This window comes from Haemophilus sp. UMB1048, from assembly GCF_030218125.1.
Taxonomy (GTDB): domain Bacteria; phylum Pseudomonadota; class Gammaproteobacteria; order Enterobacterales; family Pasteurellaceae; genus Haemophilus_D.
The window spans coordinates 59,445-78,476 of the sequence record NZ_JASOPB010000003.1; the positions used below are offsets into that span (position 1 = coordinate 59,445).

General features: G+C 40.7%; 14 protein-coding genes and 1 tRNA gene. 4 read left to right on the plus strand and 11 right to left on the minus strand.

What is annotated here, in order from left to right; all coding sequences use genetic code 11:
- Nucleotides 1-89 precede the first annotated feature (89 nt).
- Together pcnB and folK are read left to right on the plus strand one after the other, a co-directional pair.
- Complete coding sequence (pcnB, locus tag QP437_RS03425) at nt 90-1,448, plus strand: polynucleotide adenylyltransferase PcnB (protein WP_285267065.1); 1,359 nt, start codon at nt 90-92, stop codon at nt 1,446-1,448.
- On the plus strand, nt 1,448-1,951 hold the full coding sequence (gene folK / locus QP437_RS03430) for a 2-amino-4-hydroxy-6-hydroxymethyldihydropteridine diphosphokinase (RefSeq protein ID WP_285266964.1): 504 nt from the start codon (nt 1,448-1,450) through the stop codon (nt 1,949-1,951). Before pcnB ends, folK begins: the two co-directional genes overlap by 1 nt.
- A gap of 54 nt (nt 1,952-2,005) precedes the next feature.
- Here folK and dcuC read toward each other — a convergent pair whose 3' ends face one another.
- From dcuC to QP437_RS03455, 5 genes are all read right to left on the minus strand, one after another.
- Entirely contained in the window at nt 2,006-3,364 is a 1,359-nt protein-coding gene (dcuC, locus tag QP437_RS03435; RefSeq protein WP_285266965.1) for an anaerobic C4-dicarboxylate transporter DcuC, read from the minus strand.
- 229 nt (nt 3,365-3,593) lie between these two features.
- Nucleotides 3,594-4,484, minus strand: a complete 891-nt coding sequence (locus QP437_RS03440) for an Abi-alpha family protein (protein WP_285266966.1) — start codon at nt 4,482-4,484, stop codon at nt 3,594-3,596.
- 17 nt (nt 4,485-4,501) lie between these two features.
- Nucleotides 4,502-8,410 carry an ATP-dependent RNA helicase HrpA gene (hrpA, locus tag QP437_RS03445; protein ID WP_285266967.1) on the minus strand — a complete coding sequence of 1,303 codons (3,909 nt, stop codon included), beginning with the start codon at nt 8,408-8,410 and terminating at the stop codon, nt 4,502-4,504.
- A complete protein-coding gene (locus tag QP437_RS03450; protein WP_065244346.1) occupies nt 8,407-8,796 on the minus strand; it encodes a DUF423 domain-containing protein in 390 nt (129 codons plus the stop codon). The genes hrpA and QP437_RS03450 overlap by 4 nt, the downstream gene beginning before the upstream one ends.
- Nucleotides 8,797-9,249: a DUF441 domain-containing protein gene (locus QP437_RS03455; RefSeq protein ID WP_285266968.1), complete on the minus strand. Its 453-nt coding sequence runs from the start codon at nt 9,247-9,249 to the stop codon at nt 8,797-8,799.
- Between the two features lie 167 nt (nt 9,250-9,416).
- Between QP437_RS03455 and QP437_RS03460 the strand changes: the two genes are divergently transcribed.
- Nucleotides 9,417-11,321 (plus strand): monovalent cation:proton antiporter-2 (CPA2) family protein, encoded by a 1,905-nt coding sequence (locus QP437_RS03460; protein WP_285266969.1) that lies wholly within the window; start codon nt 9,417-9,419, stop codon nt 11,319-11,321.
- Between the two features lie 36 nt (nt 11,322-11,357).
- Here the strand turns inward: QP437_RS03460 and rlmKL are convergent, their stop codons facing one another.
- From rlmKL to mltA, 4 genes are all read right to left on the minus strand, one after another.
- Nucleotides 11,358-13,493, minus strand: coding sequence for a bifunctional 23S rRNA (guanine(2069)-N(7))-methyltransferase RlmK/23S rRNA (guanine(2445)-N(2))-methyltransferase RlmL (rlmKL, locus tag QP437_RS03465; RefSeq protein WP_285266970.1), 2,136 nt, complete (start codon nt 13,491-13,493; stop codon nt 11,358-11,360).
- 118 nt (nt 13,494-13,611) lie between these two features.
- Nucleotides 13,612-14,646: a zinc ABC transporter substrate-binding protein ZnuA gene (gene znuA / locus QP437_RS03470; protein ID WP_285266971.1), complete on the minus strand. Its 1,035-nt coding sequence runs from the start codon at nt 14,644-14,646 to the stop codon at nt 13,612-13,614.
- A gap of 167 nt (nt 14,647-14,813) precedes the next feature.
- Complete coding sequence (gene tcdA / locus QP437_RS03475) at nt 14,814-15,575, minus strand: tRNA cyclic N6-threonylcarbamoyladenosine(37) synthase TcdA (RefSeq protein WP_285266972.1); 762 nt, start codon at nt 15,573-15,575, stop codon at nt 14,814-14,816.
- Nucleotides 15,575-16,702 (minus strand): murein transglycosylase A, encoded by a 1,128-nt coding sequence (mltA, locus tag QP437_RS03480; protein WP_285266973.1) that lies wholly within the window; start codon nt 16,700-16,702, stop codon nt 15,575-15,577. The genes tcdA and mltA overlap by 1 nt, the downstream gene beginning before the upstream one ends.
- A 191-nt stretch (nt 16,703-16,893) precedes the next feature.
- Here mltA and QP437_RS03485 point away from each other — a divergent pair.
- Nucleotides 16,894-16,970, plus strand: a tRNA-Met gene (locus QP437_RS03485).
- 113 nt (nt 16,971-17,083) lie between these two features.
- Here QP437_RS03485 and QP437_RS03490 read toward each other — a convergent pair.
- Nucleotides 17,084-17,590, minus strand: coding sequence for a DUF2301 domain-containing membrane protein (locus tag QP437_RS03490; protein WP_285266974.1), 507 nt, complete (start codon nt 17,588-17,590; stop codon nt 17,084-17,086).
- Nucleotides 17,591-17,664: 74 nt separating this feature from the next.
- On the minus strand, nt 17,665-19,020 hold the full coding sequence (mpl, locus tag QP437_RS03495; RefSeq protein WP_285266975.1) for a UDP-N-acetylmuramate:L-alanyl-gamma-D-glutamyl-meso-diaminopimelate ligase: 1,356 nt from the start codon (nt 19,018-19,020) through the stop codon (nt 17,665-17,667).
- Nucleotides 19,021-19,032 lie beyond the last annotated feature (12 nt).

Below are 19,032 nucleotides of genomic sequence, written 5' to 3' on the forward strand. Positions count from 1 at the left end.
CTGAAACCAATATAAATTCGCCTGTCCCAAAAACAGCGCCAAAAACTGAAAAACCAAACGTTTCAAAAACAGAGCGTTCACAACCCAAGATCGCCCCGTCCTCTTCTCACCACAAAAAAACGAACACCCAAGCGCATCGTCACGACAAACATATCGTTAAAGCCTCTCATTTTGGTATTAACCCACGTATGTTTAGCCGTAATGCCATTACCGTGGTAGAAAAATTGCAACGTCAAGGTTATGACGCTTACATCGTTGGTGGTTGTTTGCGTGATTTATTGTTGGGTAAGCATCCAAAAGATTTTGATGTGGCAACGAATGCACGTCCCGACCAAATTCAAGCGGTATTCCAACGTCAATGCCGTTTAGTTGGTCGTCGTTTCCGTCTTGCGCATATTATGTTTGGACGCGATGTGATCGAAGTGGCCACATTCCGTGCTAGCCATTCGGATGCGCGCAGCGAAAATCAAGCGAAACAAAGCGATGAAGGAATGTTACTGCGTGATAACGTGTATGGCACCATTGAACAAGATGCGGAGCGCCGTGACTTTACCGTAAACGCCCTTTACTACGATCCGCAAGATAATACGTTGCGTGATTATTTCAACGGAATTGATGACCTGAAAAACGGAAAATTACGTCTGATTGGCGATCCCGTTACCCGTTATCAAGAAGATCCTGTGCGTATGCTACGCTCTGTGCGCTTTATGGCGAAATTGGATATGTTCTTGGAAAAACCAAGTGAACAGCCAATTCGTGAGCTTGCACCATTGCTGAAAAATATTCCACCGGCGCGTTTATTTGATGAAAGCTTAAAATTATTGCAGTCTGGCAATGGTGTAAAAACCTATAAATTACTTCGTCAATATGGCTTATTTGAACAACTGTTCCCAAGCTTAACGCCTTATTTTACCGAAAAAGAAGACAGCCTTGCAGAACGCATGATTTTAACTTCGTTAAATTCAACTGATGAACGTATTGCCGACAAATTACGTATCAATCCAGCCTTTTTATTTGCGGCATTCTTCTGGTATCCATTACGCGAAAAAGTGGATGTGCTGAAAAATGAAGGTGGTTTAAACAATCATGATGCTTACGCTCTTGCGGCAAATGAAGTGCTTGATCAATTATGCCGATCATTAGCCGCACCTCGTCGTCATACATCCGTCATTCGTGATATTTGGATGTTGCAATTACAATTGCTTAAACGCACGGGTTCTCACCCTGCTCGCACGATGGAACATCAAAAATTCCGTGCAGCCTTTGATTTATTGGCGATGCGTGCTGAAGTGGAAGGCGGTGAAGCCGTTGAGCTCGCAAAATGGTGGCATGAGTACCAACTCAGCAATCAAGAACAACGTCGCCAGTTGGTTCAAGAGCAACAAAAATTGCATCCAGCGCCAAAGAAAAAATATTATCGCAGACGTAAACCTAAGGCGGCTAACTAATGGTTCAAGTGTATATCGCCCTTGGCAGCAATTTAAATATGCCTACAGAACAATTAAATTCGGCATTACAGGCAATCTCTGCGCTACCTAATACCGAATTAAAATCTGTCAGTGGATTTTATCAAAGCAAACCATTAGGCCCGCAGGATCAACCGGATTATGTAAATGCAGTGGCGATGATCGAAACCACTCGCCCACCTTTAGCTTTACTCGATGAATTGCAACGTATCGAAAATGAACAAGGTCGCGTGCGTTTACGTCGTTGGGGTGAGCGTACACTGGATTTGGACATTCTGCTTTATGGTGATCAAATCATTCAAAATGAACGCTTAACCGTGCCTCATTATGATATGAAAAACCGCGAATTTGTGATTGTGCCGCTTAATGATATCGCACAAGATTTGGTTTTACCGGAAGGCGAAAAAGTCGCTGATTTGGTGAAAGCCTTTGAAAATCATCAAATGCATAAAATCAAAAATAGCGAGAAAATTAACCGCACTTAACTCAAAACAAAAGGGCTGATATTTACTATCAGCCCTTCTTTTTTACCTATCAAGCTAGGCGGCAACGGAAACAAAGATTTCTGTGCCGATAATCACACAAATAAAACCAACCAACATTGGGACAGACATACGTTTTACGATTTCAAATGGTGAGATTTTTCCCATACCGGATACCGCCACAACCACGCCGGAAACCGGTGATAAACCACGACCTAAGTTAGAGGCTTGTAACATTGGAATGGTTAAGAACGCTGGGTTGACGCCCATTTGTGTTGCTAATTTTGGAATTAATTCTGCAAAAGCATAGAACGCCGCGTTACCAGAACCTGTCGCCATCGTTGCTAAAATAGTAATCACCGCAAGCACTAACATCATAAAGAATGCTGAACCGCCGAAGGTTTGTGCAGAGTCGATTAAATTAGTGATAAAGCCGATTGTACTTAAACTTTGTGCAAATACACCTGCAGCCACTAAAAGCATTACCACGCCCGCAAAGGCATCTGCCATACCGCGATATGCCACCACAAGATTATCAAACGTTTGTTTTGCGTTAAAGCTACGTAAGAAATCTACCGTTGCAGTAATGATAAAACAAAGCACCATCACAGTAACGATGTGTAAATTTGGTAAGCCCCATTTACCGTCAAAAATCAACACGCCGATAATGGGTAATAATGGCAAAATCGCATAGTAGTTTGGTGCAGTGGTTTTAATTTCATCTGCATTCAAACGTTCTACTTGTACACCTTCTTTTTTATCTAAATAACGCTGCCAGAAGAAGTGCGCGACAGCAATCCCTAAAATCGCAAAAATTGAAACTGGCAAGGCGGTGCCAAAGGCAAACTCACCTAAAGGAATTTTTGAAATTTCAGCAGAAAGCACCACGTCGCCTGATGTTGGAGAAAGAATAATAGAAATTGGCGATGCACAAATTGCTGCAGCAGCCCCTCGTGAAATCCCCACGTTTACCATGACAGGGAATAATGTCGCCATTAATAACACGCCTAAACCTGTTGCAGATGACACGGCAAAAGACATTAAACATGCAAGGAAGTAAGCAAACACCATTAAAATATAAGGTGAACGGATATTTTTCAGTGGTTTTGAAACCAATTTCACCACCACATCGTTCGCGCCAAGATGAGTCATGTACACGGAGAAACCACATAACACCATGATCATCAAGCCTAAACCGCCGCCACGATTACCGAGTAGATATTTCACATATTCTAAAATATCGAAATAAGTAGAACCGGTGCTTTTCACGCCTTCCGGTAAAATCGAATGTCCCATCAGCACAGAAATGAATAACAAGACCAAGCCACCGAACATCAACACGCCGGTCGCTGAATAGCCTTTCACGATGTAATATGCCACCAAGACAATGGCAATCAAACCTATAATCAGATCCATAATTTACCTCATTATTAAAATAATAATATCAGCAAGATAGCGATTGAATTGACAGTTGTAAATCAGTTCAATACGAAAATTTGAGGTAGATCACAAAAAGAGTTTGAGGGAGAAAGTGCGGTTAGTTTTGGTTGAGTTTTGAGATTGAAAAAATTAGAAAAAATAACCCCATATCCATAATAACTATTATGGAACAATTAGATTAAGAACTGATATATATGTAATTTAACTACTTTAAAATACCAACAATTCTGGCAAATTTTTCTCCTAATTCAGTGAGAGATACTCTTAGAAGAGTATCACTGGGTTTATACTTTTCAAGAATTTCTGATAGGTTTTCTCCATAAGCCACACCCGTAGGATTGATATTCAGTTTAGGGTAAAGCCCTTCCACTTTAATTAATTTTAATCTTTCAAGATTGTCTATCAAACTCATATCTTTAATATCTATTAATTTTCTTTCTAAATCTCCAATAAGAGATATTTCAGCTAAAAGAACAGATTTTTCTTTATCAAGTAAGGCTTTAAAATCCACATATTGATTATTAATTGACTTTAAAGCAAATTCAGAATAAATACCTATAAATTCATTAAAAATATTAGCGCAATCAGGGCTTAAGTCCTTTAAAATATTAAGATAAACCCTATAATTTTTCTCCTTTAAGTTAGAATCAAAATTAGATATAAGTAACTCGTTAAACATATCTGATAATAATTTATCATCAACTTTTTGAATCTCCTCTAGAATATCATTTGCAACACTTACATTATTTAATGTCAGATGAATATCACTCTCTGCCAATCTTATACTTCTATTCCTAATATCTGACTTTTGTTCTTCTGACAAATCATTAAGTCCTTCAACAAATTCTGTACAGATTTTCTCCCCTATTGATGTTTTTACCAATCCAGGAAAAAATTCGTGTATTTTTAGTCTTCTTTCTGAAGATAAACGTTTTAATTTAGCTTCGTTTTTTCCAAAAGCTTGTAAATCTGGGTTGTCACTTTTTAAGGCTTTATCTATTTCATCCACGCTTTTTGTAAAAAGTGTATTCGTAGCAACAGATGTTGCAATACTAATAATTGCTGAAATACCACCTGCTACTAATTGATTTTCCATATTAATTCCTCATATTGTTATTCATTAATCAAATTCAAAATCCGCTTATCCGACACCTGATACTTCGTGCCTAATTGCTGCGCAAATAAGCTTACTCGCAATTCTTCAATCATATAGCGAATTTCCGCGACTTCATCGGAAATTGGTTTGGATTTTGGCAGTTTAGCCAGTAATTGTTGGTAAGCCTGTTGCACTTGTTCCACGCGTAGCATCGCCGCACGATCACGGTTCACATCTTGAGCCAGTTTATCGATACGTTTATCTACCGCTTGCAGATAACGCTGTAAATCCGGTAGGCGATCATAACCGCTCTTTTGCACAAAACCTGGATAAATTAGCCCGCTTAATTGTGCCTTAATATCAGAAAAGGCAAAAGCCATAGTGAAATCCATTTTGCCTTTTAAACGTTGGTTTAAGGCATGGTTAAGGGAGAGAATTTGCTCTACTTTCTGCGCAATATCCACAGTCACTTCGTTAAGGTTTTCCCGCACGAAATCACGTAATTTTTCAAAGCCTGCTTCATCCCAAACAAAACCGCCAAAATCGGCAATCAGCTTATCCACGGCACAAGCGATACAGTCATCAATCAAATCCAACACACGACCGAACGGAGTAAAATACAGCCCCAATTTAGCTTTATTCGGCAATTTTTCATGCAGATATTTAATCGGTGATGGCACATTGAGCAGCAACAAACGACGCAAACCTTGTTGCATTGCCACTGCTTGCTCAAACTCTGTTTCAAACAGTTTGATACCTACGGCATCTTTTTCATCTACAATGGCCGGAAACGCTTTGACGCTAAAGCCACGTTGTTTTTGTTCATAACATTGTGGTAAATCTGCAAAACTCCAAATATGCAGCCCGCTTTGCTCAATGCCATCATCTGCCACAGCAGAAATACTTTCCTGTACGCGATCTTTTAAGTTGAATTTCAGCTCATCCAAATTCATGGATTCAGCGATTTTCTTGCCGTTTTCATCCACCACACGGAACGTCATTTTCAGATGGCTTGGAATTTGTTCCCAATTCCAATGTTCTGCTTCTACGGTGACGCCCGTCATACGACGTAATTCATAAATTAGCGTATCTAATAACGGTTTCTCCAATGGCACGGCACGACTTAAAAAAGCTTGGGCATAATTAGGTGCAGGTACGAAGTTACGGCGATAAGATTTCGGCAGAGATTTAATCAACGCGATCACCAGCTCTTCACGCAAGCCTGGAATTTGCCAATCAAAACCGGTCATTTCCACTTGATTGAGTAATGGTAATGGAATATGAACCGTCACGCCGTCTGCATCAGTACCCGGTTCAAATTGATAAGTTAATTTGAGTTTTAAATTGCCTTGATGCCAGAAATTCGGGAAATCCAGCTTGCTCACCTGTTCCGCATCATCATTAATCAAGAATGAGCGTTCAAAATTAAGCAATTCAGGATCTTTTTGCTGCGCCTTTTTCCACCAGGTATCAAAATGTTTTTGGGAAACCACTTCCGTACCAATACGCTGATCGTAAAATTCAAAAAGCGTGCGGTCATCTACCAAAATATCGCGGCGGCGGCTTTTGTGCTCCAATTCCTCTACTTCTCGAACGAGTCGTTGATTTTCTTTAAAGAACTTATGTTTGGTATTCCAATCCCCTTCCACTAAGGCTGATTGAATGAAGATCTCACGGCTTACCGTCGGATCAATAGAACCGTAATTCACTGGTCGCGCAGCCACAATCGGCACACCGTAAAGCGTGACTTTTTCATCAGCAATCACTGCACCACGGGATTTCGACCAACGCGGTTCTGAATAGGATTTTTTAATTAAATGCTCGGCAAGTGGCTCGATCCATTCTGGCTCGATTTCCGCCACCATACGCCCCCAAAGTTTGTAGGTTTCTACTAACTCTGCCGCCATCACCCATTTCGGTTGTTTTTTGAAAAGTACAGAATTGGGGAAAATTGCAAAATGGGCATTACGTGCACCAAGATATTGTTGTTTTTCCGCTTCTTTTAAACCGATATGAGAAAGCAAACCGCTTAAAAGTGCGGTATGAATTTGCTGATATTCTGCTTTTTCGGAATTAATCGGCAAGCCCATTTCACGCGCGGTTAAACGAATTTGATGATAAATATCCTGCCATTCGCGAATACGTAAATAATTTAAGAAATCCTTTTGGCACTGACGACGGAATTGGTTTTTACTCAATTCTTTTTGTTGTTCTTGTAGATAACGCCAAAGATTGAGGAAAGCCAAGAAATCTGATTTTTTATCAGCAAAACGGCGATGTTTTTCATCGGAAGCCTGCTGTTTTTCTTGTGGGCGCTCGCGAGGATCTTGAATGGATAACGCGGCGACAATAATCATCACTTCATGCAACGCACCTTGTGAGACAGCGGTCAGCAACATCTTCGCTAAACGAGGATCCACAGGGAGTTGAGCTAATTGACGACCTGCAGCCGTTAATTGACGTTTCTCGCCTGCTTTGGTGCGAACCATTTCAAACGCACCTAATTCTTCCAACAGTTTTATACCATCTTGAATATGGCGTTTATCTGGGGCATCCACAAATGGGAAGGCTTCAATATCATCCAAACCCAATGCTGTCATTTGCAAAATAACGGAGGCTAAATTGGTGCGCAGAATTTCAGGATCGGTAAACTCCGGACGAGAATTAAAATCCTCTTCCGAATATAAACGAATACAAATCCCTTCGCTCACACGACCACAACGACCTTTACGCTGATTCGCAGAAGCCTGTGAAATGGGTTCAATCGGTAACCGTTGTACTTTGGTGCGATAGCTATAACGGGAAATGCGCGCAGTACCTGGGTCAATCACATATTTAATGCCCGGCACGGTCAATGAAGTTTCCGCGACGTTGGTCGCCAACACGATGCGATTTAATCCGCTTGGATGGAAAATTTTATTCTGTTCTTGCGCAGACAAGCGAGCAAAGAGCGGTAGAATTTCCGTGTGTTTTAGATTTTGTTTTTGTAAAGCTTCAGCGGTATCGCGAATTTCACGCTCACCGTTCATAAAGATCAAAATATCGCCTCGACCTTCCGCTTGCAGTTCATCCACCGCATTAAGAATGCCTTGTAGCTGATCTTGATCGTCTTCTTCCACTACGGGACGATAACGCACTTCAACAGGATAGGTTCTGCCCGAGACTTCAATAATCGGGGCATTGTTGAAATGTTTGGAAAAACGTTCCACATCAATGGTCGCAGAAGTGATGATAAGTTTCAAATCACGACGACGTGGTAAAAGCTGTTTCAGATAACCGAGAATAAAATCGTTGTTTAGGCTACGTTCGTGGGCTTCATCGATAATCAGACAAGAATATTGATTGAGAAAACGATCGTTTTGAATTTCTGCTAACAGGATCCCGTCAGTCATCAACTTGATTTGCGTATCATCACTGATTTGATCGTTAAAACGAACCTTATAACCAACTAAACCACCTAGCTCCGTTTCCAGTTCTTCCGCAATACGCGCCGCCACCGAACGAGCAGCAATACGGCGTGGTTGAGTATGACCAATCATACCCAGATTGCCGAAACCTAATTCCAAACACATTTTCGGCAATTGGGTGGTTTTACCTGAACCGGTTTCCCCTGCCACCACAATGACCTGATGCTCAGAAAGCAGTTTTTGAATTTCTGCTTTGCGTTGACTAACGGGCAAACTCTCTGGAAAAACAATCGGATTTTTGACCGCACTTTTACGACTTTCCACACGCAATTGAGCCTGTTCAATCTGCAACTGAATTTCAGCAGCAACGGCTTGTTGAGCCTCTTGGCTTTTAATTTTTCCAATACCATGAATGCGGGCGAATAAACGACGTTGATCTACCAGCATAACATCGTTGAGTTTCGAAAAGAGAGATTGTTGTATCGGATTCAATTCACGTTTGACTGATTTGTTCTTCATACTGATTTACTTTTAAAACCACCGTAAGCCAAGCAAAGCCAACCAATTAAAAATAACGTACCTCCAATCGGTGTCACCCAAACGAGGAACTTGCCTGCACCAAGCGCAAGTGCATAAAGGCTGCCACTAAAAAGAAGAATGCCGTACGCCCAAGTCCCTGCAGCAAGATTAACTATTTTGTTTGCAATCAATGATTCACGGCATAATTGCAAAATGCCAATCGCTAAAATCGCAATGGTGTGGAACATTTGATATTTCACACCCGTTTCAATCCACGCTAATTCTTTAGGTTCTAAAACCTTGCTTAATCCATGTGCCGCAAAAGCACCAATCGCCACACATAAAAAGCCGCTTAATCCCGCGATAAATAACCATTTGTTTTTCATTTAAAATTTTCCTATTAATACCGCTAAAATCCCTGCGGCGATTAGAGGTCCCACCGGAATACCGCCTAAGAAAGACACACCAATAATCGTACCAATTAATAACCCTGTGACTAAAACAGGTTGTTCACTCATTAATGGCACGCCTTTCCCCGCGAGCCATGCGACGAATATTCCCGTTGCAATCGACACGCCCATTTTCCAGTTTAAAAATGAACTGAGATCGGGCAGTTGGATTTCTCCCGACACTAACGGCGCTAGGACACCAATCGTTAAAATGATGATCCCGATTTTGACACCGTATTGTTCGAGTATAGGAATGTATTTGGATAATAAGGTTTGCTGCATGATTAACAGCACGGCGGCTGAGATGGTAATCGCGCTATTTTGGCTAATTAAACCTAAAACAATTAAGAAAACCAATAACAACGCGACCATATTGAATTGTAATGTCATAATACCTCTAAAGTGCGGTCAAAAAACTGACCATTTTTATGCGTGTAAAGTTTTTGTAAATTATACCAATTTCTTGCTTTTCTGTGTTTTTTATTTAGTGAAAAAAAGCTAGAATACAAGTCAACTTTCTTCTCATACTCCCTGTTTTTACTAAGGTTTTTTGCCCTATGTCGAATGTCGTCAGCCCTGAATTAATTAAAACTGTAGTCCTGCTTGCTACCAGTGTCACTATCGTGCCGCTTTTTAAGCGTATTGGCTTAGGTAGCGTGTTAGGCTATTTAGTGGCTGGCTGTTTAATTGGTCCTTCCGTTTTCGGCGTAGTGAAAGATGCCGAATCGATTCTGCATATGGCTGAACTTGGCGTGGTGATGTTCTTATTTATTATCGGTTTGGAGATGCATCCGGAACGTTTATGGGCCATGCGAAAAGCAATCTTCGGACGGGGCTTTCTACAAGTCGGGCTGTGTGGTGCTCTGCTTACCTTTGCGGGTATCTATATTTTAAATCTTCCTAAAGAAGTCGCATTTATTGCGGGTATGGGCTTTACCCTTTCTTCCACCGCTATTGTGATGCAGGTATTAGAAGAACGCGGAATTACGAATACACCAAAAGGCCAACGAGTTATTTCTACCTTAATTTTTGAAGATTTATCCATTGTGCCATTATTGGCTTCTATTGCCTTTTTAACGCCTGAAACCAAACATATTGAACATCAAACCAACTGGACATCTATTGCTATTGCACTCGGCGCCGTTGTCGGTTTAGTCGTTGCGGGTAAATGGTTAATGAACCCTATTTTCCGCTTGATTTCTAAAGCCCATATTCGTGAAATGATGACGGCTGCCGCTTTACTTGTTGTATTAGGTGCGGCATTGGCAATGGAAGCGAGTGGCCTTTCAATGGCGATGGGCGCATTCGTTGCGGGTGTAATGCTTTCAGAATCCGCATTCCGCCACCAATTAGAAGCCGATATTGAACCATTCCGTGGCTTATTGCTCGGTCTCTTCTTTATGGGCGTGGGAATGTCGCTTGACCTCAGTTTAGTCTTCAATGATGCGGTTTGGTTGTTAGGTATCGTATGCCTTTATATCGTCGGCAAAGCCTTAGCCGTTTATACCGTAGCGCGTATTACGAAACTAGACCGTACTGAATCTGTTGGCCGAATGACCATCATGGCACACGGTGGGGAATTTGCATTCGTACTCTTCTCTGCTGCGACCACTGCAGGCGTGATGACAAAAGATCAAAATGCGACTTTTACCGCTGCGGTGATTATCTCAATGTTATTCTCACCATTGATTGGCTTATTAATGCGTAAAATCAACCAACGCAAATCAGCAAATCAAGAGGAAAAAGTGGATACCAGCGATCTTGATCCTATTGTGGATTTAGAAGATAGTGTACTCGTGATTGGTTTCGGTCGTTTCAGCCAAATCGTGTGTCAATCGCTTCTTGTTCGTGGTATTAACGTCTCGGTGATTGACCGCAACATCGAAAACATCCGTGCGGCAGCGAAATTCGGTTTTAAAGTCTATTACGGTGACGGTATTCGTCTTGATGTTTTACGTGCAGCGGGTATCGAAAAAGCTAAATGTGTTGTCATTGGGATTAACGATACACAGCGAATTGAAAATATTGTTGAGAATCTGAAAGATGCTTATCCGAAACTCCCAATTTTGGCTCGAACTTATGACCGTAAAACGACAGTAAGTCTTATTAAGAAAGATGTGGACTTTATTGTACGTGAGACCTTTGAGTCTGCCCTCACTCTCAGTCATGCAACCTTAGTACAATTAGGTGTAAATAAAATTGAAGCAGATGAAATCATTGCGGAAGTTCGTTATTTAGATCAAGAACGCTTGAATGAAGAAGTTTTACATGGTTTCTCAACGGACATCATCCGAAAATATTGGATGCCTAAACCCTTCATCAAACCACATTCTGATGCTGAAGCATTAAATGAAGAAACGGCTGAAATCTTAGAAAAAGAAGATGATATCAATGATGAAGCCGCGGTCGAAACCCTTCTTCATGATGATTCAGAAAAAGAGAAACAAAAAGAAGTTGAATAATAAAAAAGCCCGATAAATCATTATCGGGCTTTTTTATTAGGCTTTCATTGTCACAATCCAACAGTTGTGGATTTGTTTATTACGCTCAAAATCAAGCGGTAAGGTTTTCGCTGAAATTTCGACCGCACTTAATCCCAATTCATCTAACGCCTCAAAATCCATTTTAAAACCACGTTTATTGTTCGAGAATACGATGGTGCCGTTAGAACGTAAAATACGTTTGAGATTACGCATCAATTTGATGTGATCACGTTGAACATCCCAGCTATCTTCCATACGTTTAGAATTCGAAAATGTTGGCGGATCCACGAAAATCAGATCAAACTGACGATCACATTTTTCTAACCATTGTAAGCAATCTGCTTGGATGAGTTTGTGCTGTTTGCCTTCGATATCATTTAAAATCAGGTTTTGCTCTACCCAGTTTAAATAGGTGTTTGACATATCCACGGTTGTTGTCGATTTTGCCCCACCTAATGCAGCATGCACTGTTGCGGAACCGGTATAAGCGAAAAGATTGAGGAAATCTTTGCCTTTTGCCATTTCACCAACCATTTTACGGGTTAAGCGATGATCCAAGAATAATCCTGTATCCAAGTAATCCGTTAGATTCACCCAAAGCCGTGCACCGTATTCATTCACATAGAAATATTCGCCTTTATTGGCCAATTTTTCATATTGATTCGTGCCTTTTTGTTTTTGACGCACTTTCAAAATCAGTTTATTGGTTTCAATACCGGTGACTTGTAAGGTTGCAGTCACTGCATCCAATAAACGTTGACGGGCTTTGTTTTCATCAATATTTTTCGGTGCAGCGTACTCTTGCACCACAATATGATCGCCATAACGATCCACCGCTACGTTATATTCCGGTAAATCCGCATCATATAAACGATACGCATCAAGGCCTTGCTGCTTCGCCCATTTTTCAATTTTCTTAATATTTTTCTGTAAGCGATTCGCAAAATCCACCGCTACCGTTGAAGTGCGGTCAAATTCAAGCGGATTTTCAACCGCACTTTCTTTGCGTTCTGAAATTTGATAATTCTTCTGAACACAATCTAACGGACCGTTTTTCGCTTTAAATTGACGATGAGAACGCATACGCAAGCAATCAAGCAAGGTAGATTCACTACTGAAAATTGACGCATTCCAACCACCAAATTCATTTTTAAGGCGTTGTCCGAATACCGAATATAACGCAATCAAAGCAGGAGTTGTACCCAAACGCTCACCATAAGGCGGGTTACAAATCACCGTTCCCACTTCATCTGGACTTGGATTTTTTAATGCGGCGACATCACCTTGTTTCCACTGAATTAAATGTGCCACACCTGCATTTTGTGCGTTCTTTTGCGCTTTTTTCAGTACGCGATGATCGAGATCGAAGCCATAAAAATGTGGTTTGGGATTTTGATTAAAATAAGTTTCAGCCTGCTGTACCGCTTCTGCTTTCACCTTATCCCAAGCATCTTGATTATGTCCTTTCCAGCAATCAAAGCCCCAATGTAAACGATGTAATTGCGGTGCAATTTGTGCTTCCATCTGTGCTGCTTCGATTAACAGAGTACCCGAACCGCACATTGGATCCACTAATGGTGTCCCTTTTTTCCAACCTGAACGCAGCACTATCGCAGCGGCTAAGGTTTCACGTAAAGGTGCTTGACCTGTATCTTCGCGATAACCTCGTAAATGTAATGCTTCACCACTTAAATCGAGTGAAACGACGAGCTCTTCTTTATTCAAATAAACATGAATTCGCACATCCGGATAGTCTTTATCCACATTTGGACGCGCTTTCCCTTGGCGTTCAAAATAATCCACAATGGCATCTTTCACACGCATCGCACCAAATTGGGTGTGGCGAATCTCTTGGTTTGTCCCGTTGAAATCAACAAAAAATGTGGCTTTCTCATCAAAATAACTTAACCAATCCTGCCCTGTCACAATTGAATACAAGTCCAAATCACTATATACCTTGCCATTTACAATCGGTAACAAAATACGTGAAGCTAAGCGTGACCATAATAAGCTGCGATAAAGTGTTTCATCATCAGCCTGAAAATGTACGCCGCCTTGTGCAATTTTACATTCCGTTGCACCAAGCTCTGTCAGTTCGACTTTTAAGAGTTCTTCAAAACCACGGGCAGTTGTGGCAAATAGTTGTTTCATGGGTTTTCTCGATAGGGAAAAATTGGGCGGATTATAGCACGAAAGTACGGTTAAATTTGGGGATATTTCAAGAATATTCCCCCTCTTTTGTAAAGAGGGGGCTAGGGGGAGATTTTGATTATTTACTTAAACATTGAGCATAGCTATCAGCAGTCGCTTGAAGGAAATTCGCATAGGAATTTGGGCCAAGCTGTACGTTATCGCCAATAGGATCTAAACGACCTACATTGACTTTTGTACTTTGAGCAAGAGAATCAATCACTTTTGGTGTGAATTGAGGCTCTGCAAAAAGACAATTTACACGATGTTCTTCAATTTCTTCTTTGATGTGAGCAATGGTTTTTGCACCTGGTGCCACTAATGGATTAATGGTGAAATAACCGGTTTGATTTAAACCATAAGCATCATTGAAATAGCTATAAGCATCATGGAACACAAAGAAGCCTTTATCTTTAAGTGGCGCTAATTGTGCTTTGATCTTATCGCTTTGCTCGGTCAACGTGCGGTTAAAATCGGCTAAGTTTTTCACGATGAGCTCTTTTTTATCCGGATATTGTTCTGTTAATTTATCCGCCACTTTCTGTGCCACAATTTGACTAATGGTTGGTGAATACCATAAATGCCAGTTTACACTTAAACCATTTTCATCTACATCATGATGGTGATCGTGATGCTCATGAGCATGTTCGTGTTTATGATCGTGTCCATGCTCATGTTTATGATCGTGTTCGTGTTTATGGTCGTGTCCATGCTTATGATCATGGCTATGTCCATGCTCGTGTTCATCGCCTTCATGGTAATGTTCATGATGAACTTTACTTAAAAGCGGTTTAATTTCTGGAATCTCAGAAATATTGATGACTTTTTTGCTATCAATTTGGCTAATTGGTTTTGCTAAAAAAGCGTCAATATCTTCACCAACCCAAAGCACTAAATCCGCCGATTTCACTTTTTGCACATCTGAAAGTTTTAAGCTGTAATCATGAGGAGAAGCACCCGCTGGCACTAAAATTTGCGTATCTGTTACACCATTAGCAATAGACGATGTAATAAAACCGAGGGGTTTCACGGATGCCAATACATCTGCATTTGCCATCATTGGAAGCGTTAAAAGTGCGGTAGAAATTGCACTCATTTTTAATACTTGTTTCATTTTTTTTCCTTACTTTTATTGGGAATTATTCTCAAAGCCAACATAGACTACGCCTTTTTGATAAAATTGCAACATTTCAAATTAAAAAAATGAAGTGATATTTCTTCATCTTATTGAATACTTTTATTCATAAAGAAAAAGCAACGTTTTCACATTGTTTCATTTCTTTATTTTAATAACTTGTCTATTACCCTAGAAACGGCAAAAAATCCAAAAGTTGCGGTGATCATGGTTGCTGCACCAAAGCCATTTGCACAATTCATAGTAGCGGATACTTCACAGCCCTCGCCCATTTTAGGGAAAATCAGAGGCTGACTGGAAAACACCGCATCAACTGCGAACTTACGTTGTGGATTTTGGGTAAAATTAAAATCCTTACGTAAAACTGACCGCACTTTCGCCAATAATGGATCTTGGATCGTTTTGCTTAAATCAGCAATTTGGATTTTGGATGGATCTGTCTGACCACCTGCACCACCAATAGTAATAATCTTGATTTTATTACGTTTGCAATAGGCAATCATCGCCGCTTTGGTTTTCACATTATCAATGGCATCAATGACATAATCATAGCCACGATTTAAGTATTCAGCTTGATTATCTGGTGAAATGAAATCATCGATAATATTCACCACACATTCTGGGTTAATCAGCTTAACGCGCTCTGCCATCATTTCCGTTTTAAGCTTGCCAATATTGCCGCTTAATGCAGGAAGCTGACGATTAATATTAGTGACACAAATGTCATCCATATCAATCATGGTGATCTGCCCTATACCACTTCGCGCAAGCGCTTCCACCACCCACGAACCTACGCCGCCAATACCAATGACGCACACATGAGCCTGACGCAAACGCGCCAAGCCTTCTGGTGTATAAAGGCGTCCAATGCCGCCAAAACGTTGTTCGTAGTTATCGACACGAGCCATTATTGTAGTACCCAAACACGTCCATAGTGTTTTGATAAACCTGCGATGTGACCTGCTTGATCGCCAATACCACGGTATAAGTCAAAGTGGTGGCCATTTACCGCGCCACCCACATCAAGCGCCACCATTAAGTGTAATTTGTGTGTGCCCATCCAGTTACCATTGTTATCAATATCTGGCACTTCAACCAATAATACGGTACCAGAAGGAATGACGTTGCGGTCAGAAGCCACAGAAGCCATAGGTACTAAAGGTACACCAGCAGAACCTTTCACTTTTCCTGTCGGGTCATTTTTAAAGAAAACATAAGATGGGTTACGCTCTAACAATTCTTGTACACGAGATGGGTTTGCTTTACCCCATTCACGAATCGCTTGAATAGACATTTTTTCTTTTGGAATTTCACCATCTTCTACTAACAAGCGACCAACTGCTTGATATTTATAACCATTTTGACCTGCATAAGCTAAATAATTTAAATTTCCATCGCCGTAATCCACATAACCACTACCTTGTACACCAAGTAAGAAGTTATCCATCATTGAATCACTATAAGCAAGCTCTAAGCCTTTTCCTGCCAATGCACCATTGTAAATTTCCGCACGGCTATAACGTTTATAACTTGGCATCGCATAAATTGGATATTGATATTTGCCTTGTGCAGTGCGGCGAGCATGAATAACCGGCGAATAATAACCTGTCATCAAGACGTTTTGGTAACCATCAAAACCTTTCATAATTTGAGGATTAATACCATATTGTGCTAATTCATTCACATTAGCCCCTGCAAGCACCCAGTTTGTAATTTTTCCATAATTCGCGGCAAAGCGATTGGTAATTGAGTTTGAATAGCCACGTACGTTAGAAAGCTGCGTTAAAAAATCACCTTGGTTGACGACCGCACTTTTGTTCTCCACGGATGCCACTGGACTTAAAATAGATTGTTGATAATTACGTCCGCTATACTTTGCTCCAAATTTTTGTGGATCGTCACCTGTCGCGGTACGCGGTACGCTTGAATTATTTTTTGAAGAGACTTTACTTGGTGCTGAACCACATGATGCAAGCACCGAAACTGCCGCCATTACAGAGAGCATTTTTACAGCGAGATGTTGACGAAATTTCATTCTTATTTTCCTAAATTAAACTAACTAATACAAAGTTGCATACGCTATCAAAAATTCCCTTTTAGGACTAGCACTATTTCATAAAATGATTAATTAATATTCACATTGTTTATTTTCTTAACAAACGGAAAGTCAAATTCAGTTTAAATCTTGCAATAATTTTTGAAACGAGTATATTACGCGCTGTCAGACGCGGGGTGGAGCAGCTTGGTAGCTCGTCGGGCTCATAACCCGAAGGCCGTCGGTTCAAATCCGGCCCCCGCAACCAAATTACAAAGCACCGAAATTTCGGTGCTTTTTTTGTTTTTAAATAAAGGTCAATTTAATCAAAATAAAAAGGCACAATGTCGTAAAACACTATGCCTTTATCTATCAATCTTGTTAGATTTGATATTTTGTTTTATCGCCAATATCAAAATGCAGTGGCATTCGCCATTTTTGAACTGCAAGAATCAATAATAATCCGCCGACAATCAACGATAAAATTCGAGCAATCCAACCCCCTTCAAATACCCAAGCAAACCAAAGTGCGGCGACAAATGCAGGTTGTAAATTTAATAGCGGCACTCTAAAACAGAAGTATTCTTTAAAACATAAACCGCCCAGTGTTACTAATGCACCACCTAACGCTAATTCATGCCAACCTAAAAGCGCACATAAGAGTGCAAGCCACGTGGCAAATTGAAATGTTAAGCGGAAATGTTTTAAATAAATATGAAGGGATGATGCACAGCAAGTTGCCGCAATTAATACGGCAATTTGAGCCTGTTGAGGATACCAAGTTAAAGCCAAGATGCTAAATGCCGCAATCACAAAGCCTGTGCGATAAATAATGACGGTGAGTTTATCCCAAACATCCATTGGAGATTCAATATGTGGATCGGCCATGCTATTTCCTTATTTTTAATGATAAAAAGTGCGGTCAAAAACACTCTCATTTTTGACCACACTTTACATTGAGATTATTTTAATCGATCTAAAATCTTTTGATGAATGCCACCAAAGCTACCGTTTGACATCACAAGAATGTGATCCGTTGGTTTCGCTTCAGCCACAATCATATCCACCAATTTATCAACGTTTCCTGTGTAGTATGCCGGTTGAACACATTGTCCCGCAATTTCAGCCACATCCCATGGAATATTATCTGGTTGTAGCATAAATACGGCATCGGCACGTCCTAGTGCTGGCGCAATTTCATCCTTATGCACGCCCATTTTCATGGTGTTTGAACGAGGCTCTAATACGGCAAGAATACGTACACCACCGCCTACTTTGTCACGCAACGCAGTAAGTGTCGCAAGAATGGCTTCCGGATGGTGAGCGAAGTCATCATAAACTGTAATACCGTTTACTTCGCCCTTCACTTCTAAACGGCGTTTTGCATTGATAAAGCTACCTAATGCATGACATGCATCTTCAATTTTCACACCTGCATGGTAAGCCGCCGCAACCGCCATTAAAGCATTGTGCATATTGTGCTGCCCAACAATATTCCATTTCACTTCTGCGACTTTTTGACCGTGATGGAATACGGCAAATTCAGAGCAATCATTGGTAATACGTTCCGCAAACCATTCTTTATCTTTACCGATAAATTGCTGTTCTGACCAACACCCCATATTGAGGGTTTCTTTTGCACTCTGTTCATCAGCAAAAGAAAGCACTCGACCTTTTGAAGGAATGGTACGGATCATATGATGGAATTGACGCTGGATCGCGTGAAGATCATCGAAGATGTCAGCATGATCGAAACTGATATTATTAATAATCAAAGTTTTTGGGTTGTAATGTACAAATTTAGAACGTTTATCAAAGAACGCCGTATCATATTCATCCGCTTCAATCACGAAGAACTCACTTTCTCCTAAACGAGCAGAAGTACCAAAGTTGCCCGCAATTCCCCCGATTAGGAAACCGGGTTTTAACCCATTTTGTTCTAAAATCCAAGTCAACATACCCGTTGTTGTGGTTTTACCATGTGTACCTGAAACAGCTAGCACCCAACGATTACGCAATAAATGGTCGTGTAACCATTGTGGGCCTGATGTGTAAGGCAAGGCATTGTCTAAAACATATTCCACGCAAGGATTACCACGCTTCATAGCATTTCCGACAATCACCATATCGGGTGCAGGCTGAAGTTGAGCTACATCATAATTAGGAATAATTTCAATGCCCTGCTCTTGTAAAAAGGTGCTCATCGGTGGGTAAACATTGGTATCAGAACCCGTTACTTTATAACCCATTTGTTTGGCAATCATCGCAACGCCGCCCATAAAGGTACCGCAGATGCCTAAAATATGAATATGTTTCATTGTTCTTCTCTA

Bases quoted from the DNA above. Each gene is read 5' to 3' on its own strand.
- dcuC (WP_285266965.1), bottom strand. From the start codon at position 3,364: ATGGATCTGATTATAGGTTTGATTGCCATTGTCTTGGTGGCATATTAC.
- QP437_RS03490 (WP_285266974.1), bottom strand. From the start codon at position 17,590: ATGGCCGATCCACATATTGAATCTCCAATGGATGTTTGGGATAAACTC.
- mltA (WP_285266973.1), bottom strand. From the start codon at position 16,702: ATGAAATTTCGTCAACATCTCGCTGTAAAAATGCTCTCTGTAATGGCG.
- folK (WP_285266964.1), top strand. From the start codon at position 1,448: ATGGTTCAAGTGTATATCGCCCTTGGCAGCAATTTAAATATGCCTACA.
- rlmKL (WP_285266970.1), bottom strand. From the start codon at position 13,493: ATGAAACAACTATTTGCCACAACTGCCCGTGGTTTTGAAGAACTCTTA.
- QP437_RS03460 (WP_285266969.1), top strand. From the start codon at position 9,417: ATGTCGAATGTCGTCAGCCCTGAATTAATTAAAACTGTAGTCCTGCTT.
- mpl (WP_285266975.1), bottom strand. From the start codon at position 19,020: ATGAAACATATTCATATTTTAGGCATCTGCGGTACCTTTATGGGCGGC.
- QP437_RS03455 (WP_285266968.1), bottom strand. From the start codon at position 9,249: ATGACATTACAATTCAATATGGTCGCGTTGTTATTGGTTTTCTTAATT.
- hrpA (WP_285266967.1), bottom strand. From the start codon at position 8,410: ATGAAGAACAAATCAGTCAAACGTGAATTGAATCCGATACAACAATCT.
- QP437_RS03440 (WP_285266966.1), bottom strand. From the start codon at position 4,484: ATGGAAAATCAATTAGTAGCAGGTGGTATTTCAGCAATTATTAGTATT.
- QP437_RS03450 (WP_065244346.1), bottom strand. From the start codon at position 8,796: ATGAAAAACAAATGGTTATTTATCGCGGGATTAAGCGGCTTTTTATGT.
- tcdA (WP_285266972.1), bottom strand. From the start codon at position 15,575: ATGGCTCGTGTCGATAACTACGAACAACGTTTTGGCGGCATTGGACGC.
- znuA (WP_285266971.1), bottom strand. From the start codon at position 14,646: ATGAAACAAGTATTAAAAATGAGTGCAATTTCTACCGCACTTTTAACG.